This is a genomic window from Streptomyces sp. NPDC058092, from assembly GCF_042884935.1.
In the GTDB taxonomy this organism is placed as follows: Bacteria; Actinomycetota; Actinomycetes; order Streptomycetales; family Streptomycetaceae; genus Streptomyces.
In genome coordinates this window covers 84,715-102,120 of record NZ_JBHVSY010000021.1, presented here as the reverse complement: position 1 = coordinate 102,120, position 17,406 = coordinate 84,715, and the positions used below count along the sequence as shown (strand labels likewise).

Genomic DNA, 17,406 nt, shown 5'->3' with positions numbered 1-17,406 from the left:
CGTCGGGCAGTCTTCCAGACCTGCGCGGCGTGGGTACGCTCCGGGTCATGGATGACTCCTCGATGGTGGGACTGCTCGGTCGGGTGACCGGAACGGTGGGGCCGGGGCTGGTCGGCGAGGTGATCGTACGGATCCGGGGCGGCGCCGAGCACTTCCTCGCACATCCTGCCTCGGCGAAGGACCGCATCGAGGTGGGCACGGTGGTGACGGTTATCGAGCATCTGCCGCCGCGCACGGTGTATGTGGCTCGCGCGTACGGCAGTTGAGGATCCCGTGGGAGGGACTTCATCCTCTTCGTGGTCAAGAATGCGGCAAGGATCCGCACACGTCTTCTCGCCCGCCCCGGGCAGGAGAAGACTCCCTCTGTTCAGCGGTGCCGACTGGGCACCGCGACAAGGGGGCGCATGCCGATGGTCATCGGCGTCACGGCGGGACTCGTACTCGCCGCCATCACGGTGTTGATCGGCCTGTTCAAGCTGATGTGGCGCGTGGCCGAGCCGAACGAAGCACTGGTCATCTCCGGTTCCAAGCACGAGACCGAGGGGCTCGGACAGGGCATGGGATTCCGGATCGTCACCGGTCACGGCACGCTCGTCCTGCCCGGGGTCCAGGCGGTGCGGAAGATGTCCCTGGATCTCAACGAGACCGAGCTGTCCGTCGATTGCGTCACGCATCAGGGGATTCCGTTGCGGGTCCGGGGCGTTGTCATCTTCAAGGTGGGCGACGACTTCGTGTCGATCGCCAATGCGGCCCGCCGCTTCCTCGATCAGCAGAAGATGATGCCGGAGCGGCTGCACAACGTGTTCGCCGGTCATCTGCGGTCCATCGTGGGCGGGTTGACGGTCGAGGACATGATCCGGGACCGGGAGAAGCTTACCGGGCAGACCCGGGCGGCGTGCGGGACCGAGATGGAAAAGCTCGGGCTGATCGTCGATTCGCTCCAGATCCATGAGATCGAGGACCCGACGGGCTACATCAAGAACCTGGCGATGCCGCATGCTGCGGCGGTGCAGCGGGATGCGCGCATCGCGCAGGCGGAGGCCAACCGCCGGGCGACGGAGGCGGAGCAGCAGGCCGCCGCCCGCATGTCGGAGGCGACCAGGGACAGCGAGATCCTGCAGGCCGGGTACCAGGCCGAGCGCGACAAGGCCGCGGCCAGCTCGCGGCAGGCGGGTCCACTGGCCGACGCGGCGGCCCGGCAGGAGGTCGTGGTCCAGGAGACCAGGGTCGCCGAGCTGGAGGCCCACCGGCGTGAGCAGCAGTTGCAGGCCGATGTGCGAAAGCCCGCGGACGCGCAGGCGTACGAGAAGCGCACGCTGGCGGAGGGCGAGCGCGACGCCCGGATCTCGGCCGCCGAGGCCAAGGCGCGGGAGACGGAGCTCGCCGCGGTCGCGGAGGCCAACCGGGTCAAGACGGCGGCGCTCGCCGAGGCCGAGGCGACGAAGGCGCGCGGCGCCGCCGCCGCGACGGCGACCAGGGCGACGGGTGAGGCGGAGGCCGCCGCGGACCGGGCCAAGGGGCTCGCGCTGGCCGAGGCGAACCGTGCCAAGGGGCTGGCGGAGGCGGAGGCGATCAAGGCGAGGGCCTCGGCCCTGGCGGAGAACCAGGAAGCGGTCGTCGCCCAGCAGTTGGCCGAGAAGTGGCCGGAGATCGTCGAGGCGGGCGCGGGCGCCTTCAGCAGCGTGGATCACATGGTGCTGCTGAACGGGGCCGACGGGCTGTCGGACATGTTCGCGAAGGCGCTGACGATGGGGGGCACGGGCCTGGGACTGGCCCGGCAACTGCTGGCGACCATGGGGCAGGACAGCCCGGCGCAACCGCCACCGCGGGTCAAGGGGGACGCACCGGCCGTGCCGTCGTCGCCGCGCAAGCAACACATTCCGGTGACGGATGATCAGGCCGCTCAGGCCGCTCAGGCGGACGGTGCGCCTTCCTGACCGGTCCGGTCGGCGGTGGCCGGTGCGCCCCCCGCGGCCTCGGGCGGGCGCCGGCCACCACTTCCGGTCTCGAAGTCGAGCGACCGCCGGGCCGTGTCGAGTACGACGGCCAGACCGGGACGGCGCGCGCGGACGCCCGTTCCGACGCGGACCGTGAACCTCGATCCGAACCTCTGGTAGAGCTTCAGCTTGACGCCGGGGCAGCTGTGTACGGTGCGGGTGAAGCGCCCGGCCCTGCGGCCCGTTCACCGGACCCGCTCCACGAAATGGGCCGTACAGGTCCTACGGTGTGGGGATGAGCATCCAGCACCGTGACCACAGCACCGACAGCCAGGCCGGTTTCCCCGGCCGCCCCGGACCCTGCGCGACCTCCGAGGCCGACCCGCGCGACGTGGGCCCGGTCCGCACCGCGTACGCCCCCGACCGGGACGGCGACCCGGACCCCGGCGAGATCGTCTGGACCTGGGTGCCGTTCGAGGAGAACGACGGGCGTGGCAAGGACCGTCCGGTTCTGGTGGTGGCCCGGGAGGCGGTGGGCACGCTGCTCGCCGTGCAGCTGTCGAGCAAGCAGCACGACGGGGACCACGAGTGGGTGGCGCTCGGGGCCGGACCGTGGGACAGCTCGGGCCGTCCGTCGTGGGTCGATCTGGACCGGGTGCTGCGGGTGCACGAGGACGGGATGCGGCGTGAGGCGTGCGCGCTGGACCGGGACCGGTTCGATCTGGTCGTCGGCCGGCTGCGGGAGCGCTACGGCTGGAGCTGACCGCCGAACGTCCGGCTGAAGGCGGACCGGGTGGCGGAATCGGGGCTGCGGTCGAGGATCCCGAAGACGATCTGCTCGAAGTGCCCGGCGAACCTGCCGGCGTCCAGCAGCAGCGCCCGGAACGCACCGGCCACCTGCGCCGGGTCGTTGCGGAACACGCCGCAGCCCCAGGCGCCCAGCACCAGCCTGCGGTACCCGCGTACCGCCGCGACCTCCAGCACCCGCTCGGCACGGGACGCGAGCGCGGCGGGGATGCGGTGGGCCTCCTCGGGGGTGCGGCTGCGGATGACTCCGGCATTGGGTGCCGGAGAGGTGAGGAAACCCGCGGTGTACGGGGCGTCGAGCAGCCGCCCACGGTCGTCCCGGAACACCGGCACCCCAGGTGAGTGAATCACCCGGTCGGTGTAGAAGGCGCTGCGTTCCGCCCGGTGGTGGGCGTAGTAGTCGGGAGCGCGCAGCAGCGTGGCGTACAGCGCCGAGCCCCGGCACAGGGCCTCTTCCTGGGCCTGTGCGCCGTTGAGGTATCCGCCGCCGGGATTGCGGGCGGAGGCGTAGTTCAGGACGGCGACCTTACCGGGCCCCTCACCGGTCATCCGGCGCGCCGCCCGCAGGCTGCTCTCGTCGGTGACCTCGACGGCCGGTGTGCGGTCGCAGTCGAGTGCGGCGACGGGCACCGGCTCGGGGCCGTACAGCCTGGTGCCCGAGAGTGCGGCGGTCAGCGCACGCTCGATGCTCACCTCGCGCCCTTCCTGCGTACGGTAGCGGCCGGCCCCGACAATGGCCTCGGTCTCTCGCGCGATGCCGCGCAGCCGTGCGCTCATCGGTGCTCCCCCGTGTGGTGCATACGGGGCATGCTCGGCCCTCCAGCGGCATGGATGCAACCGGATTTCCGACGCGCAGGGGCACTCTTGTGCGATCACCCCGTACGGGTTTGGGTGGTACGGACGAACCGAGCAGAAGGAGGCCCCGGCATGTCATCCGACACACCCGGCGACCACGGTCCGCCCGGCCAGGCCCCGCCCCTCGGCGAGGGCGAAGCTGAGGATTTACTGCGCTGCATCTGCTTCAAGACCGGACCGCCCCACGCGGTCGGCGTCGAACTCGAATGGCTCATTCACCACCGGGATCAGCCCCGTGTCCCCGTCCCCCACCACCGTCTCGACACGGCCGCCGCCCTGCTGCGGGCCCTGCCCCTGCGCGCGGCGCTCACCTTCGAACCCGGCGGCCAGCTGGAGCTCAGCTCGCGCCCCGCCGACTCCCTGATGGCGTGCATCGATGCCACCGCCGCCGATCTCACCGCCGTACGTGACGCCCTCGACCGGATGGGGCTCGCACCGGCGGGGCTCGGCGTCGATCCGTGGCATCCGCCGCGCCGTCTGCTGCACGAGCCCCGCTACGACGCCATGGAGGTCTCGCTCGACCGGTCGGGACCGGCGGGCCGCGCCATGATGTGCACCACCGCGTCCGTCCAGGTCTGTCTGGACGCCGGAGAGGAGGAACCCGGTCCGCTCGGCTACGGGCGGCGCTGGCAGCTGTCCCATCTGCTGGGCGCGGTGCTGGTTGCGGTCTTCGCCAACTCGCCCTTCCAGTACGGCCGCCCGACACCATGGCGGTCCACCCGGCAGTCGCTGTGGGCCGGCCTCGATCCGTGGCGGACCCTGGCACCGCCCGGCCATCGGCCACCCCGCGACGCCTGGGCCACGCACGTTCTGGACACTCCGGTGATGTGCATCCGGGACGACGACGGGCCGTGGGCCGTGCCGGACGGGCTGACCTTCCGTGACTGGATCCGTACCGGCGCGCCCAGACCACCGGTGCGCGCCGATCTCGACTACCACATCAGCACCCTCTTTCCGCCTGTGCGCCCGCGCGGACACCTTGAGCTGCGCATGATCGACGCGCAGCACGGCGCGGACGGGTGGCTGGTGCCGCTCGCCGTCACCACCGCCCTGTTCGACGACCCGGAGGCCGCCGAGACCGTGTACCGCACTGTCAAACCACTGGCCGAGACGGCCGGGCCGGGCCCGGCGCCGCGCAATCCGCTCTGGGTGGGCGCCGCCCGCGACGGCCTGACCGATCCCGAACTGCGGGCGGCGGCCGCCACCTGTTTCGCACTCGCGCTGGAGGCGCTGCCCCGGATGGGAGCGACCACAGCCGTGCAGGAAGCGGTGGCGGACTTCAACGACCGCTTCGTCGCCCGGGGCCGATGCCCGGCCGACGATCTTCCCGAACTGCTCGCGCTCGATTCGGCCGGCGGTTCGGACCACCACTTCGAGGGGCCCCGCTCATGACCGACTCCCCCGCACCCGACGCATCCGGTCCGGGTGATCCGACCAGGCCGGACGAGGCGGACACCGAGGCGCTCCGCCGGCGTGCCCTCGCCGCGCTGCTCACCGCCCGGGAACGCACGACGCTTCTCACCGAGAGTGTGGACGACCAAGAACTGACCGCCCAGCACTCGCCGTTGATGTCTCCGCTGGTCTGGGACCTCGCGCACATCGGCAATCAGGAGGAGCTGTGGCTGCTGCGCGGGGTGGCCGGGCGGGAGGCGATGCGCCCGGAGATCGACGGGTTGTACGACGCCTTCGAGCATCCCCGCGCGGCCCGCCCCTCGCTGCCGCTGCTGGCACCCGCCGAGGCCCGGGTCTACGCCGCGGAGGTACGTGACCGGGCGCTCGACGTGCTCGACAGCACTGCACTGCGCGGTGACCGTCGGCTGGTGCGGGACGGGTTCGCCTTCGGCATGATCGCCCAGCACGAACAGCAGCACGACGAAACGATGCTGATCACCCATCAGCTGCGGTCCGGTCCTGCGGTACTGACTGCGCCCGTGCCGCCCGGCCCCACCGACGCGGCCGGTCTGCCCGCCGAAGTCCTGGTCCCGGGCGGCCCGTTCACCATGGGGACGTCCACCGAGCCGTGGGCCCTGGACAACGAGCGCCCCGCGCACGTGCGCGACGTACCGGGCTTCTTCCTCGACACGACCCCGGTCACCTGCGGCGCGTACCAGCGGTTCATCGAGGACGGCGGCTACGCCGAGCGGCGCTGGTGGGCCCCCGAGGGATGGGCGATGGTCCGTGAACACGAGCTGGCCGCTCCGCTGTTCTGGCACCGGGACGCCGGTCAGTGGCTGCGCCGCCGTTTCGGAGTGACCGAGACGGTGCCCGGACACGAACCGGTGCTCCATGTCAGCTGGTACGAGGCGGACGCGTACGCGCGCTGGGCCGGGCGCCGACTGCCGTCGGAGGCGGAGTGGGAGAAGGCGGCGCGCCACGACCCGGCGTCGGGCCGTTCGCTGCGCTATCCGTGGGGCGACGAGGACCCGAGCCCCGAGCGGGCCAACCTGGGCCAGCGCCATCTGCGGCCCGCGCCCGCGGGAGCGTACGCCGCGGGCCGGTCGCCGCTCGGCGTACGGCAGTTGATCGGTGACGTGTGGGAGTGGACGTCGAGCGACTTCGAACCCTATCCGGGCTTCTCGGCGTTCCCGTACCGCGAGTACTCCGAGGTGTTCTTCGGACCGGCCCACAAGGTGCTGCGCGGTGGTTCGTTCGCCGTGGATCCCGTGGTGTGCAGGGGGACGTTCCGCAACTGGGACCTGCCGGTGCGGCGCCAGATCTTCTCCGGTTTCCGTACCGCAAGGGATTTCTGATGTGTCGTCATATCGCTTATTTGGGGCCGTCGGTGGCTCTCGGTGAACTGCTGACGCAACCGCCGCACAGTCTGGTGCGCCAGTCCTGGGCGCCGAGACACCAGCGGCACGGGACCGTCAACGCCGACGGTTTCGGCGTCGGCTGGTACGCGGACGGTGACCCGGTGCCGGGACGCTACCGGCGCGAGGGCCCCGTCTGGGGCGACGGAACGTTCGCCGATCTGGCCCGAGTGGTGCGCAGTACGGCGCTGCTCGCGGCGGTACGTGATGCCACCGAGGCGGGCGCGGACGGTGAGGCGGCGGCCGCACCGTTCGCCGCCGGACGGCTGCTGTTCAGTCACAACGGTGCGGTGCGGGGCTGGCCGGATTCCCTGGCCCCGCTCGCCGCCGCGCTGCCCCCGGCCGAGCTGCTGACCCTCACCGCCCGTTGCGACTCGGCCCTGGTCTGGGCCCTCGTACGCCACCGTCTCGCCGACGGTGACGAACTGCCGCAGGCCGTCGCCGACACCGTGCAGGACGTGGCGGCCGCGGCGCCTCGATCGCGGCTGAATCTGCTGCTCGTCGACGGCGCCACGATCGTGGCGACGGCCTGGGGCGACACCCTGTGGTACCTCTCCGAGCCGGGAGTGCGCACGGTCGTGGGCTCGGAGCCGTACGACGACGATCCGCAGTGGCGCACGGTCCCCGACCGGACGTTGCTGACGGCGACCCGCACCGAAGTTCTGCTGACCCCGCTCAAGGAGCCCACGGAGTGAGTCCCTTTCTGCTGACCCGAACCCTGCCGGTGGACGCGACGGACGCGGCGCTGCGCGCCGATGTGCTGCACGGCCTGACCCGGCATCCGAAGGTGCTGCCGCCCAAGTGGTTCTACGACGCGCACGGCAGTGAACTGTTCGAGACGATCACCCGGCTTCCCGAGTACTACCCGACCCGCGCCGAGCGCGAGATCCTGATCGACCGCGCCGAGGAGATCGCCGCGGCGTCCGGGGCGCGGACCCTGATCGAGCTGGGATCGGGGTCGTCGGAGAAGACCCGGCACCTGTTGGACGCGCTGCCCGCGCTGCACAGTTATGTACCGGTCGATGTCAGCGAGAGCGCCCTGCGCGGCGCCGCCGAGGCGCTGCTCGCGCACCGGCCTGATCTCTCCGTCCACGCGCTGATCGCCGACTTCACCGGCGGTCTCGCGCTGCCGGGCACCCCGGGGCCGCGGCTGATCGCATTCCTCGGGGGCACGATCGGCAATCTGCTCCCCGACGAGCGGTCGGTGTTCCTGAAGTCGGTGCGGTCGTTGCTCTCCCCCGGCGACGGGCTGCTGCTCGGCACGGATCTGGTGAAGGACGAGGAGGTGCTGGTCGCCGCGTACGACGACGCGGCCGGGGTGACGGCGGAGTTCAACAAGAACGTACTGAGGGTCGTCGACCGGGAGTTGGGGGCGGATTTCGACCCGGCCGACTTCGATCACGTGGCGCTGTGGGACCCGGAACGGGAGTGGATCGAGATGCGGCTGCGGGCCCGTGCGGCGCTCACGGTGAAGATCCCGGATCTCAATCTGGTGGTGCCCTTCGAGGCCGGCGAGGAGTTGCGTACGGAGGTGTCGGCCAAGTTCCGCAAGGAGGGCGTCCGGGCCGAACTCGCTGCGGCCGGACTGCGGTTGGATCAGTGGTGGACGGATTCCGGAGACCGGTTCGCGCTGTCGCTGGCGACGGCGGTCTGAGGCTCGGTCCGGGGCGCCCCGGGCCGGACACGGCGTTCCGGCCGGTTGCCTGCCGGGATCGGGACAAGGGCGCCCGTCCCGGCAACTGCCGAGGGGTTCACCGCAGTTCGGTCAGTGCGAGGAAGTGGCGCAAATAGCGGGGGTCGGTGCGGCGCAGCGACAGCAGCACGTACAGGTCGGCGACGTCGAAGTCGGGGTCGTACGCGGGTGCTCCACAGACTTGGGCGCCCAGTCGCAGATAGCCGCGGAGAAGAGGCGGGAGCGTGGTGAGTCCGGTGGGCACGTCTCCTCGCCCTGCGGCGGTGGGCTGCCAGAGGCGGTGGGGAGTGACCCAGTGGTCCTCGGGCGCCAGGTGCTTCGTCCGTACGGTCTCCCATGCCCCGGCCGCGGCGACGCCGCCGTCCGCGAGGGGTATCGAGCAGCAGCCGGCCAGCCAGTTGTGTCCGGTGCGTTGCATGTAGCGGGCGAGTCCGGCCCAGATCAGTGCGATCACGGCGCCGTCCCGGTGGGCCGGGTGGACACAGGACCGGCCGACCTCGACCAGGTCGTCGCGGATCGGGCCGAGCCGCGCGAGGTCGAACTCGCTCTCCGCGTAGAGGCGCCCGGCGATCCTCGCCCGCTCGGGCGGCAGCACACGGTAGGTGGCGACGACGTCGCCGGTGGCCTCTTCCCGTACCAGCAGATGGTCGCAGTACGCGTCGAACGCATCGCTGTCCAGGCCGGGCTCGGCTCCTTCCAGCCGGGCGCCGAGCTCACCCGCGAAGACCAGATGGCGCAGGCGCTGGGCCGCACGCACCTCGTCCTGGTCGACGGCGAGGGACACCCTGTAGCGCGGTGGGACGGACGGGACGGGCTGCGCGGGGACGACGGGGGCGGCGGGGAGTGAGGTGACGGGCAGCGCGTTCATGACGGTCTCCGGGGACGGATCGGCAAGGGCGGCCGCCGGGCCGTCGCACTGCCGCGAAAGCCCGGCCCCCTACTTCTTCCGTGACCGGCTGGATTCGATATGACCGCATGGGAGACCCGGGATGTGCGAAGGCTGAATCCCGGGTGCGCCCCGGCGCGGGCCGGATCTGCCCGCCGCGCCGTGGTACGCCCGGTTCAGCTGCCCGCGAGCAGTTCGGTGATCTTCTCCGAGGCGGCCTTCGCCTCTTTCTGCGGGTCGCCGCCCTCAAGGACTGCCGTCATGTACGGCTTGATCGGGTTGTCGGCCTCGACACTCGCCCACTGCGGCGAGTTGGGCGTCGCGCGCCCCTTCGTGGCGCCCCGGGCCATCGCGGCCGTGCCCTCCTGGCCCACGACGGCACGCGCGAGGTCGGGCTTGTTGGGCACGTAGCTCATGGCCTTGGCAAGTTCTTCCTGCCACTTCCGGCCGGCCAGTGCCTTGATCACGTCGATGCCCGCGGCGCGCTGTCCCGCCTTCTCGGGAACGATCAGATCGGATCCGCCGGTGAAAACGGAGCCGGGGGTCTTCGCGGTCTTTCCGGGGATCGGGAAGTAGCCCAGTTTTCCCTTGAGTTCGGGGTTCAGTTGCTCGATCTGCGCGGCGGTGCCGGGCACCGAAATGATCTGTGCGACATCGCCCTTGGCGAAGACCTTGGCCTGCGGGGGCTTTTCCTCGTCCGCGTTCTTGGGGCCGTCACCGAGCGCCTGGAGTTCCTTGTAGAAGCTCATGCCGCGGAGTGCGCCGGGGCCGCCCAGGGCGCCTTCCCACTCGCCGCCCCTGTCGACGGCCAGTTGGCCGCCCTCGTCCCAGATGAATCCGGAGAGGACGTACCAGTTCTGGCCCGCGAGGTAGATGCCCTGGTTGCCGTTCCTGTTCAGCTGTTCGCTGTCCGCGATCCATTCGTCCCGGGTCTTCGGCGGGGTCTCGATTCCGGCCTGTTCGAAGAGGTCCTTGTTGTAGATGACCACTCGATTGGCCGCGTACCACGGGATTCCGTACTGGACGCCGTCGACGCTGCCCGGCTCGGCGAGACCGGGCAGCCAGTCCTCGCTGCCGAGGTCGCGCACGGACTCCAGGGTGAGGTCGCGCAGCCCGCCGCTCTCCGCGTACTGGGCGACCTGGGTGTTTCCGACCTCGATGACGTCCGGGGTGTCCTTGCCCTGGAGCGCGTCGATGACTTTCGGTCCGATGCCGGTCCAGCTCTGGATCTTGAAGTCGAGCCGGACGGTCGGGTGCTCCTCCTCGTACGCCTTCGTGAAGCGCTTGAGGAAATCGGCGGACACGCTGTTCTTCATCAGCCAGATCGTGACCGTCTTGCTGTCGGACGCCTCCGAGCCCGGGACGAGTCCGCATCCACCCAGCGCACAGGTGGAAACGAGCGCGACGGCTCCGACAAGTATGCGGTTCTTCACCAGGTTCACCTTCTGTGAAACTGCACGACGAATTCCAGAACCCGGTGTGGGGGGACTGCGGGCGGTGCTCGCACGGGCGTGGCTGGATTTTGGTATGGACCATTGCTCCGGTCAAGGCCCGTTCGCCACGCGTTCCGCACACCGACCCCTCGCGTACCCGGGCCAGGTGGGGCACCGTGGTAGGGACGAGAGGAGACATAAGATGACAAATCACACCTACCGAGTCACCGAAATCGTGGGAAGCTCCCATGAAGGCGTCGACGACGCCATCCGCAGAGGCATCGCAAGAGCTTCGGAAACGTTGCACAATCTCGATTGGTTCGAGATCACGCAGGTTCGCGGAGAGATCAAGGACGGCCGAATCGAGCACTTCCAGGTGGGCCTGAAAGTGGGCTTCCGGCTCGACGAGCCGAGCTGATCCGGCACGCCCCTGCGCACGCCGGGTCGCGACCGGCCCCGCCCGGACTCAGGTACGGCCCTCGCGCCCCTGCGCATCCCTGAGCGCGGGCGACGTCTGTGCCCAGCGGGCCCGGAACACGGCGAAGCCGGCCAGCTCCGCCGCATCGCAGACGAGTTCGTCGTCGTCGACCAGCATCCGCACCTCACGCTCCCGGCCCAGCCGCTCCAGGACTTCCAGCTTGGTGTGCCGGGCCGGCCTGCGGTCGTCGTTGCGGCGCATGTGCAACCGCCCCTCGGGCAGCCCCTGTTCCACCAGCCAGGCCACGGTGTCCCGACGGCACCGCTCGGGCCGTCCGGTGAGATACCGGACCTCGCACTCCACGGCGCTGCTCAGCACCAGCCGTACGCCTTCGAGGAGCGGCGGGTCGTCCACGGCGGCGGAGAAGAAGCCGTCCCAGTCACGCCGCCGCCCTTCCAGGAAGTGCTGACGATGACCGCTGTCCGCGAGCGTGCCGTCCACGTCGAATACGGCCAGGGGCCGGTGGTCGCTTCTCACTCCACCAGCAAATCAGACGAGCGCCACCACCAGCAGTACCAGCACGACGACCACGGCCACCACCGCCGCCACCCGCAGGGAGCGGCGCCGCGACCAGATCGGCAGGACCTCCGGACCCTCGCGCCCGGGAAAGACGTAGAAGACGTGGTCGGGATCGTCGGGGATCGTGACCGCGGCCAAGGGCAGCCAACGGATGTCGACGCGCCGGGCCACCTCGTCCTGCCGTGGCGCGAGGGCCGATTCGACGGCCTTGATGTGTGCCGGGTCCAGACCCTCGGGGAGCGGGTCACCGGCCGAGGCCAGGGTGACCCGCTCCCACGCGTCGACGCGTCCGGTCTGCTGCCGGACGCGCAGCGGCGGCGCCGGCTCCGGCAGCTTCAGCAGGGCCCGGTCGGGCGCCTGCTTGACGGATCCCGCGGTCCACAGCGTGATCAGGCCGGTGCCCCCGCACGGGGTGTGCGCCGCCGTCCTCTCGCCCTCGCAGACCGGGCAGGGCCTGAAGCCCGTGTCGTCGCACCGCGGACACTTCTTGGTGCCCCATCCGTGACATTCCGGACAAGCGGTGCGGGGCTTACGGCACTTCACGCAGGCGGTCCGCCCGGCAGCCGGATTCTCCCGCGCCGGCTCGGCCCCCGCACGGTCCTTGCGGCGTTTGCCCGTGCCGTCGCACCAGGTACAGGGATCGACGCCCTTGCAGGCTGGGCATATGGGGCCGATGTCGCAGCGCAACTTGCCTGTGGCCCGGCACCGCGAGCAGGGCTGCCGTCCGCCGTCGCAGCCGCAGGGCACCGTTCGCACCGAGCCGCGGAGCACCAGTTCCACCGTTCGTGACACCGCCGGATCCTTCGGCGGCTCGACGGGGTGGTCGCGCAGATCGCCTTCGTACGTGGGCCGCCCCGACGTGTCGTAGGTACCGGGCCGGGACTCCTCCCGCGTGGTACGGGTCTCCAGGCACCGGACGATGCCCAGGTCGAGCATCGGGAGCCGGGCGATGTCGGCGCCGGTCCGCCGCAGTCGGGGCCCCTGTCCGGGCCGGCCGATGTGCCGGGCGATCGCTTCGAGGATGTCGTCATCGGACAGTGCGTCAGCCATGACGGCGCTTCCACCTCCCGGTCGGGCGCGCCCGCGCGCCGGACGCAGCGTACGGGCGGAGCTGCCCGGCGCTCAAGAGGGCGTCGCGGGGGCCCCGCAGGCCCCTCACGCGACCGCCCGGGGAAGGCCTCACCATCTCAACGCGCGCGCCCGCTCGCACGCGCGGATGTGTGATCATGTACCTACGTTCCACGCAGATCACAAAAAGTTGTACAGGATGTGCATGGAATCAAAAGCGTCCGTAAAGCTATATTCAGGTTTGTGGCATCCAACGTTAACCATGTGAAGCGAATACTCCTGCGTTCCGGGAAGAGCCCCTACGACGTCGTCCCGGTCGAGCGCGCTCTCCACGAGGACGTGTTCGCCACCAACTCGGGCAATCTGATCTTCAGCGACGCCGCTCACAAGATCCTTGAGACGCCGCGTTCCGAGGTGGTGTCGAACGGTATCGCCACCAGGGTCGCCGACGCCGACCGCATCAACAGCGAGTACGACGTCTTCGTCATCCCGCTCGCCAACGCCTTCCGGCCGTCCTTCGAGCGCCAGTTGGAGCGTCTGACCCAGCTCATCTCGAAGCTGAAGATACCCGTCGTCGTCCCGGGTGTGGGTGCCCAGACGGGCGTCGACTACACCGCGGACCGGCTGCGTCCCATGCAGCCCACGGTCTACGCGTTCGTGTCGGCCGTGCTCGACCACAGCGCCTCCATCGGTGTGCGCGGGGAGTTCACCGAGCGGTATCTGCGGGACATGGGTTTTCGCGACGTGGACGTCATCGGCTGTCCCTCGATGTTCCTCAACGGCAGCAAACTCGACATCCGGAAGAGCCGCCGGCCCCTCGGACCCGAGGCGCGGATCGCCGTCAACGGATCGCACGACGCCGTGCGGAAGCACAAGCTCGGGCAGATCATCCGCCGTACCCACGCGCACTATCCCCACCTCCGGTTCATCGGCCAGAACCTCTCCGACGCCCGTCAGCTGCACTGGCGCGACCTGTCCCACCAGAACGCCTCGGTCACCGCCATCCCCACCCACCCCGACCACCCCATGTACGGGGAGGACAAGGTCCGCGTCTACATCGACCCGGTCACCTGGATGGACGACCTGCGGGGTTTCGACTTCTCCTTCGGCTCCCGCATCCACGGCAACATCGCGGCGCTGCTGGCCGGCACGCCCGCCACCGTGCTCTGCGGCGACTCCCGGACACTGGAGCTGTGCCGCTACTTCGACATCCCGCACAGGATGCTCGCCGAGGCCCCCTCCGACCTCGACCCCGCCGAACTCTACGCCGAAGCGGACTTCGAGCCGCTGACGCGCGGCCACCGGGAACGGTTCGACCGGTTCACGAACTTCCTCGACAAGAACGGCCTGGAGAACACCTTCACCCACGGCGACGACGGCGCGGCCTTCGAGGCACGAATGAGCAAACTGGCCTTCCCTGCGGGCATCCGCCCCTGGACCGGCGCCGGTGCCGCCACGATGGGTGACCGCCTCAACTGGCTCCAGTCCCAGCTGACGGAGCTCACCGCCAAGAACACCCAGCTCCAGCGGAAGCTGGCGAAGGGCTCCGCGCTGCCCGCCCAGCGCTCCACGTACCAGCGGGCCCGCAGCGTCGTGGGACGTCCCATCAAGCGCGCCCTGCGCCCCTCGCGCTAGGGACTCTCCGAAGCCGGACCGGGGCCGGGCCGACCGGCCCCCGCCACTCCTGGCGCCTAGAATCGTGGTGTTTGTCCCCAGGCTGTCGGCCTGCCCCGATCCGTACGGAGTCCCGCGCGCATGTCCACCCCCCACGATCCGTACGTCCGGGTGCGCGGCGCCCGCGAGCACAACCTCCAGGACGTCTCGGTCGACATCCCGCGCGACACGCTCACCGTGTTCACCGGAGTGTCGGGCTCCGGGAAGTCCTCCCTCGCGTTCGGCACGATCTACGCCGAGGCGCAGCGCCGCTACTTCGAGTCCGTCGCCCCGTACGCCCGCCGGCTGATCCACCAGGTCGGCGCGCCCGCGGTCGGTGAGGTCACCGGGCTGCCGCCCGCCGTCTCGCTGGAGCAGCGCCGCTCGGCGCCCGGTGCCCGTTCGTCCGTAGGGACGGTCACCACGCTCTCCAACTCCCTGCGCATGCTGTTCTCGCGCGCCGGGGACTATCCGGCCGGTGCCGAACGGCTGGACTCCGACGCGTTCTCGCCGAACACCGCGGCCGGGGCGTGTCCGGAGTGCCACGGTCTCGGCCGCATCCACCGCACCACCGAGGAACTGCTCGTCCCCGACCCCTCGCTGTCGATCCGGGACGGTGCGATCGCCGCCTGGCCGGGGGCCTGGCAGGGCAAGAACCTGCGCGATGTGCTGGACGCGCTGGGCTACGACATCGACCGTCCGTGGCGCGAGCTGGACGCCGGGGACCGGGAGTGGATCCTGTTCACCGATGAGCAGCCGGTGGTGACGGTCCATCCGGTGCGTGACGCGGGGCGCATCCAACGCCCTTACCAGGGTACGTACATGAGTGCCCGCCGCTACGTGATGCACACCTTCGCGGACTCCAAGAGCCGCACCCTTCGGGCCAAGGCCGAGCGCTTCCTGACCAGTGCCCCCTGTCCGGTCTGCGGCGGCAGCCGGCTGCGTCCGGAGGCGATGGCGGTCACCTTCGCCGGCCGTTCGATCGCCGAACTGGCCGGACTGCCGCTCACCTCGCTCGCCGAGGTGCTGCGCACGGCGGGCGGCGGTGACGCGGCGCGGGTGCTGACGACGGATCTGCTCGCCCGGATCGAGACGGTCACCGAGCTCGGTCTCGGCTATCTCAGCCTCGACCGGACCGCTCCGACGCTGTCCTCCGGCGAGCTGCAACGGCTACGGCTCGCCACCCAGTTGCGCTCCGGTCTGTTCGGTGTCGTCTATGTGCTGGACGAGCCGTCGGCCGGTCTGCACCCGGCGGACACCGAGTCGCTGCTGGGGGTGCTCGGCCGGCTGAAGGAGGCCGGGAACTCGGTCTTCGTCGTGGAGCATCAGATGGATGTGGTGCGCCGGGCGGACTGGCTGGTCGATGTGGGACCGCTGGCGGGTGAGCACGGGGGGCGGGTGCTGCACAGCGGTCCCCCGGCCGGACTCGCGGAGGTGGCGGAGTCGGCCACCCGGCGCTTCCTCTTCGACGACGGGCCCGCTCCGGTGCGCGAGGTTCGTACGCCGTCGGGGTGGCTGAGGCTGAACGGGGTCGACCGCCACAATGTGCGGGGCGTGGACGCCGAGTTCCCGCTCGGGGTGTTCACGGCCGTCACCGGGGTCTCGGGGTCGGGGAAGTCGACGCTGGTGGGTCAGGTGCTGGCCGGTGTCCTCGCCGACCGGCAGGCCTCCGCCGCCGCCGGTCTGCCCGCGGAGCGTCCCACGCCCGGGTGTGCCTCGGCACAGGGGCTGGAGGCGGTGGACCGGCTCGTGCAGGTCGACCAGAAGCCGATCGGCCGTACCCCACGGTCCAATCTGGCCACGTACACCGGGCTCTTCGACGTCGTACGGAGGCTGTTCACCGAGACGGACACGGCACGTGAGCGCGGCTACAAGGCCGGACGGTTCTCCTTCAACGTGGCGGGCGGACGCTGCGAGACCTGCCAGGGTGAGGGGTTCGTCTCCGTGGAACTGCTCTTCCTGCCCAGTACGTACGCACCCTGCCCGGACTGCCACGGCGCCCGGTACAACCCGCAGACCCTGGAGGTCACCCTGCGCGGTCTCGACATCGCGCAGGTGCTGGATCTGACGGTGGAGTCGGCGGCCGGGTTCTTCGCCGGTACGCCCGCCGCCGAGCGCAGCCTGCGGACACTGCTCGATGTCGGACTCGGCTATCTGCGGCTCGGTCAGCCCGCCACGGAACTGTCGGGCGGCGAGGCACAGCGGATCAAGCTGGCCGCCGAGCTCCAGCGCACCCGTCGGGGACACACCCTGTATCTGCTGGACGAGCCGACGACCGGGCTGCATCCCGCCGATGTCGAGGTGCTGATGCGGCAGTTGCACGGTCTGGTCGACGCGGGCAACACCGTGGTGGTCGTCGAGCACGACATGGCGGTGGTGGCGGGCGCCGACCGGGTGATCGACCTGGGGCCGGGCGGTGGCGACCGCGGCGGCCGGATCGTGGCGGCGGGACCGCCCGTGGACGTGGCCCGGGTTCCGGAGAGCCGCACGGCTCCGTACCTCCGGGCCGCACTCCATCTCGACTGACCGCCCAATCGTCGCCAACTACCCTATTTACCACGTGAGTTGCCAGCCCAGGCGGCGACAGCCCGGCCGCGCTCTCACAGGCGTCCGGCGCCAAGTACCTGACCATGGCCTTCATCCAGACTAAGGACCGCGGTTCCTGCACCCCTTACTGGAACGGCGATTCGGGCACACCCATCGCCCAGACCGGCACCGCGGGCACGCTCAGCCACGCAGCGACCTTCACACTGACGGTGTCCGGTCCGGCCGGCGGTACGGGCGCCCTGAACGGCGACGCCGAGACCGTTCGCTCGCTCCCTGGAGCTGTGAGAACGGCGGCGCGGTCGCCTCCAACCCGGCGCACGGCGGCGCGCACGCACTGGCGGCCGCGGCCGCCGCGTCGCAGACCGGCGAGTGCACGCAGACGCTCACCCTGCCCCCCACACACACACCACGTACACGCTCAGCAGTTGGGTGCAGGGAAACATCGGCTGTCTCGGCGCACGGGGTGACGCGACGGCCGGCACCTGGGGCTCGTCGAGCAGTTGGACCAAGCAGTCGGTCTCCTTCACCACCGGCTCCACGGGTGCGGTGACGGTCTGTCTGCACGGCTGGTGCGCACAGGGCACGGTCTACGGCGACGACAAATCTGTCACCTCCTGACCGGCCGGCCATCCGGAGACCTCCTGGGGAGGGGGCGATCAGCAGAGACAGTGCCGCACACTCTAGACATCCGATCTGTCATCCGATGAAATGGCCTCGCCC

The 17,406-nt window shown here is 70.6% G+C and carries 16 protein-coding genes; 11 read left to right on the top strand and 5 right to left on the bottom strand.

Annotated elements, in window-relative coordinates; translation table 11 throughout:
* Nucleotides 1-47: 47 nt before the first annotated feature.
* The 3 genes from ACFVV1_RS29380 to ACFVV1_RS29370 all read left to right on the top strand — a co-directional run bounded on the left by ACFVV1_RS29380 (nucleotide 48) and on the right by ACFVV1_RS29370 (nucleotide 2,700).
* Entirely contained in the window at nucleotides 48-266 is a 219-nt protein-coding gene (locus ACFVV1_RS29380; protein WP_362202958.1) for a hypothetical protein, read from the top strand.
* A 138-nt stretch (nucleotides 267-404) separates the two neighbouring features.
* Nucleotides 405-1,937: a flotillin family protein gene (locus tag ACFVV1_RS29375; RefSeq protein WP_389995226.1), complete on the top strand. Its 1,533-nt coding sequence runs from the start codon at nucleotides 405-407 to the stop codon at nucleotides 1,935-1,937.
* Nucleotides 1,938-2,232: 295 nt separating this feature from the next.
* On the top strand, nucleotides 2,233-2,700 hold the full coding sequence (locus ACFVV1_RS29370; RefSeq protein WP_389995223.1) for a type II toxin-antitoxin system PemK/MazF family toxin: 468 nt from the start codon (nucleotides 2,233-2,235) through the stop codon (nucleotides 2,698-2,700).
* On the opposite strand, the gene ACFVV1_RS29365 is transcribed toward ACFVV1_RS29370, so the two are convergent.
* Nucleotides 2,685-3,521, bottom strand: coding sequence for a TIGR02452 family protein (locus ACFVV1_RS29365; RefSeq protein WP_389995220.1), 837 nt, complete (start codon nucleotides 3,519-3,521; stop codon nucleotides 2,685-2,687). The genes ACFVV1_RS29370 and ACFVV1_RS29365 overlap by 16 nt on opposite strands.
* Before the next feature lie 150 nt (nucleotides 3,522-3,671).
* Between ACFVV1_RS29365 and egtA the strand changes: the two genes are divergently transcribed.
* Genes egtA through egtD form a run of 4 tightly spaced genes read left to right on the top strand, consistent with a single transcriptional unit; the run spans nucleotide 3,672 to nucleotide 8,063 of the window.
* A complete protein-coding gene (gene egtA, locus ACFVV1_RS29360; protein WP_389995217.1) occupies nucleotides 3,672-4,991 on the top strand; it encodes an ergothioneine biosynthesis glutamate--cysteine ligase EgtA in 1,320 nt (439 codons plus the stop codon).
* Complete coding sequence (egtB, locus tag ACFVV1_RS29355) at nucleotides 4,988-6,349, top strand: ergothioneine biosynthesis protein EgtB (RefSeq protein ID WP_389995214.1); 1,362 nt, start codon at nucleotides 4,988-4,990, stop codon at nucleotides 6,347-6,349. Before egtA ends, egtB begins: the two co-directional genes overlap by 4 nt.
* A complete protein-coding gene (gene egtC / locus ACFVV1_RS29350) occupies nucleotides 6,349-7,104 on the top strand; it encodes an ergothioneine biosynthesis protein EgtC (protein WP_389995211.1) in 756 nt (251 codons plus the stop codon). Before egtB ends, egtC begins: the two co-directional genes overlap by 1 nt.
* The gene (gene egtD / locus ACFVV1_RS29345; RefSeq protein ID WP_389995208.1) at nucleotides 7,101-8,063 is read left to right on the top strand and encodes an L-histidine N(alpha)-methyltransferase; all 963 of its coding nucleotides are present in this window, start codon (nucleotides 7,101-7,103) and stop codon (nucleotides 8,061-8,063) included. The genes egtC and egtD overlap by 4 nt, the downstream gene beginning before the upstream one ends.
* Before the next feature lie 97 nt (nucleotides 8,064-8,160).
* Here egtD and ACFVV1_RS29340 read toward each other — a convergent pair whose 3' ends face one another.
* Both ACFVV1_RS29340 and ACFVV1_RS29335 read right to left on the bottom strand, forming a co-directional pair.
* Entirely contained in the window at nucleotides 8,161-8,970 is an 810-nt protein-coding gene (locus ACFVV1_RS29340; protein ID WP_389995205.1) for a GNAT family N-acetyltransferase, read from the bottom strand.
* Nucleotides 8,971-9,164: 194 nt separating this feature from the next.
* Complete coding sequence (locus ACFVV1_RS29335; protein WP_389995202.1) at nucleotides 9,165-10,421, bottom strand: extracellular solute-binding protein; 1,257 nt, start codon at nucleotides 10,419-10,421, stop codon at nucleotides 9,165-9,167.
* A 202-nt stretch (nucleotides 10,422-10,623) separates the two neighbouring features.
* Between ACFVV1_RS29335 and ACFVV1_RS29330 the strand changes: the two genes are divergently transcribed.
* Complete coding sequence (locus tag ACFVV1_RS29330; RefSeq protein WP_389995199.1) at nucleotides 10,624-10,839, top strand: dodecin; 216 nt, start codon at nucleotides 10,624-10,626, stop codon at nucleotides 10,837-10,839.
* Nucleotides 10,840-10,887: 48 nt separating this feature from the next.
* On the opposite strand, the gene ACFVV1_RS29325 is transcribed toward ACFVV1_RS29330, so the two are convergent.
* Together ACFVV1_RS29325 and ACFVV1_RS29320 are read right to left on the bottom strand one after the other, a co-directional pair.
* Nucleotides 10,888-11,376 (bottom strand): hypothetical protein, encoded by a 489-nt coding sequence (locus ACFVV1_RS29325; RefSeq protein ID WP_389995196.1) that lies wholly within the window; start codon nucleotides 11,374-11,376, stop codon nucleotides 10,888-10,890.
* Nucleotides 11,377-11,388: 12 nt separating this feature from the next.
* Nucleotides 11,389-12,468 carry a hypothetical protein gene (locus ACFVV1_RS29320; RefSeq protein ID WP_389995193.1) on the bottom strand — a complete coding sequence of 360 codons (1,080 nt, stop codon included), beginning with the start codon at nucleotides 12,466-12,468 and terminating at the stop codon, nucleotides 11,389-11,391.
* A gap of 261 nt (nucleotides 12,469-12,729) precedes the next feature.
* Between ACFVV1_RS29320 and ACFVV1_RS29315 the strand changes: the two genes are divergently transcribed.
* The 3 genes from ACFVV1_RS29315 (at nucleotide 12,730) to ACFVV1_RS29305 (ending at nucleotide 17,304) form a co-directional block, all read left to right on the top strand.
* A complete protein-coding gene (locus ACFVV1_RS29315; protein WP_389995190.1) occupies nucleotides 12,730-14,121 on the top strand; it encodes a polysaccharide pyruvyl transferase family protein in 1,392 nt (463 codons plus the stop codon).
* Between the two features lie 120 nt (nucleotides 14,122-14,241).
* Entirely contained in the window at nucleotides 14,242-16,665 is a 2,424-nt protein-coding gene (locus ACFVV1_RS29310; protein WP_389995187.1) for an ABC transporter, read from the top strand.
* A gap of 450 nt (nucleotides 16,666-17,115) precedes the next feature.
* Nucleotides 17,116-17,304: a hypothetical protein gene (locus ACFVV1_RS29305; RefSeq protein WP_389995184.1), complete on the top strand. Its 189-nt coding sequence runs from the start codon at nucleotides 17,116-17,118 to the stop codon at nucleotides 17,302-17,304.
* Nucleotides 17,305-17,406: the final 102 nt, after the last annotated feature.

What these genes read in the sequence shown, in the direction of transcription:
- ACFVV1_RS29380 (WP_362202958.1), top strand. Translation starts at nt 48, where the DNA reads ATGGATGACTCCTCGATGGTGGGACTGCTCGGTCGGGTGACCGGAACG.
- ACFVV1_RS29375 (WP_389995226.1), top strand. Translation starts at nt 405, where the DNA reads ATGCCGATGGTCATCGGCGTCACGGCGGGACTCGTACTCGCCGCCATC.
- ACFVV1_RS29370 (WP_389995223.1), top strand. Translation starts at nt 2,233, where the DNA reads ATGAGCATCCAGCACCGTGACCACAGCACCGACAGCCAGGCCGGTTTC.
- ACFVV1_RS29365 (WP_389995220.1), bottom strand. Translation starts at nt 3,521, where the DNA reads ATGAGCGCACGGCTGCGCGGCATCGCGCGAGAGACCGAGGCCATTGTC.
- egtA (WP_389995217.1), top strand. Translation starts at nt 3,672, where the DNA reads ATGTCATCCGACACACCCGGCGACCACGGTCCGCCCGGCCAGGCCCCG.
- egtB (WP_389995214.1), top strand. Translation starts at nt 4,988, where the DNA reads ATGACCGACTCCCCCGCACCCGACGCATCCGGTCCGGGTGATCCGACC.
- egtC (WP_389995211.1), top strand. Translation starts at nt 6,349, where the DNA reads ATGTGTCGTCATATCGCTTATTTGGGGCCGTCGGTGGCTCTCGGTGAA.
- ACFVV1_RS29340 (WP_389995205.1), bottom strand. Translation starts at nt 8,970, where the DNA reads ATGAACGCGCTGCCCGTCACCTCACTCCCCGCCGCCCCCGTCGTCCCC.
- ACFVV1_RS29330 (WP_389995199.1), top strand. Translation starts at nt 10,624, where the DNA reads ATGACAAATCACACCTACCGAGTCACCGAAATCGTGGGAAGCTCCCAT.
- ACFVV1_RS29320 (WP_389995193.1), bottom strand. Translation starts at nt 12,468, where the DNA reads ATGGCTGACGCACTGTCCGATGACGACATCCTCGAAGCGATCGCCCGG.
- ACFVV1_RS29310 (WP_389995187.1), top strand. Translation starts at nt 14,242, where the DNA reads ATGTCCACCCCCCACGATCCGTACGTCCGGGTGCGCGGCGCCCGCGAG.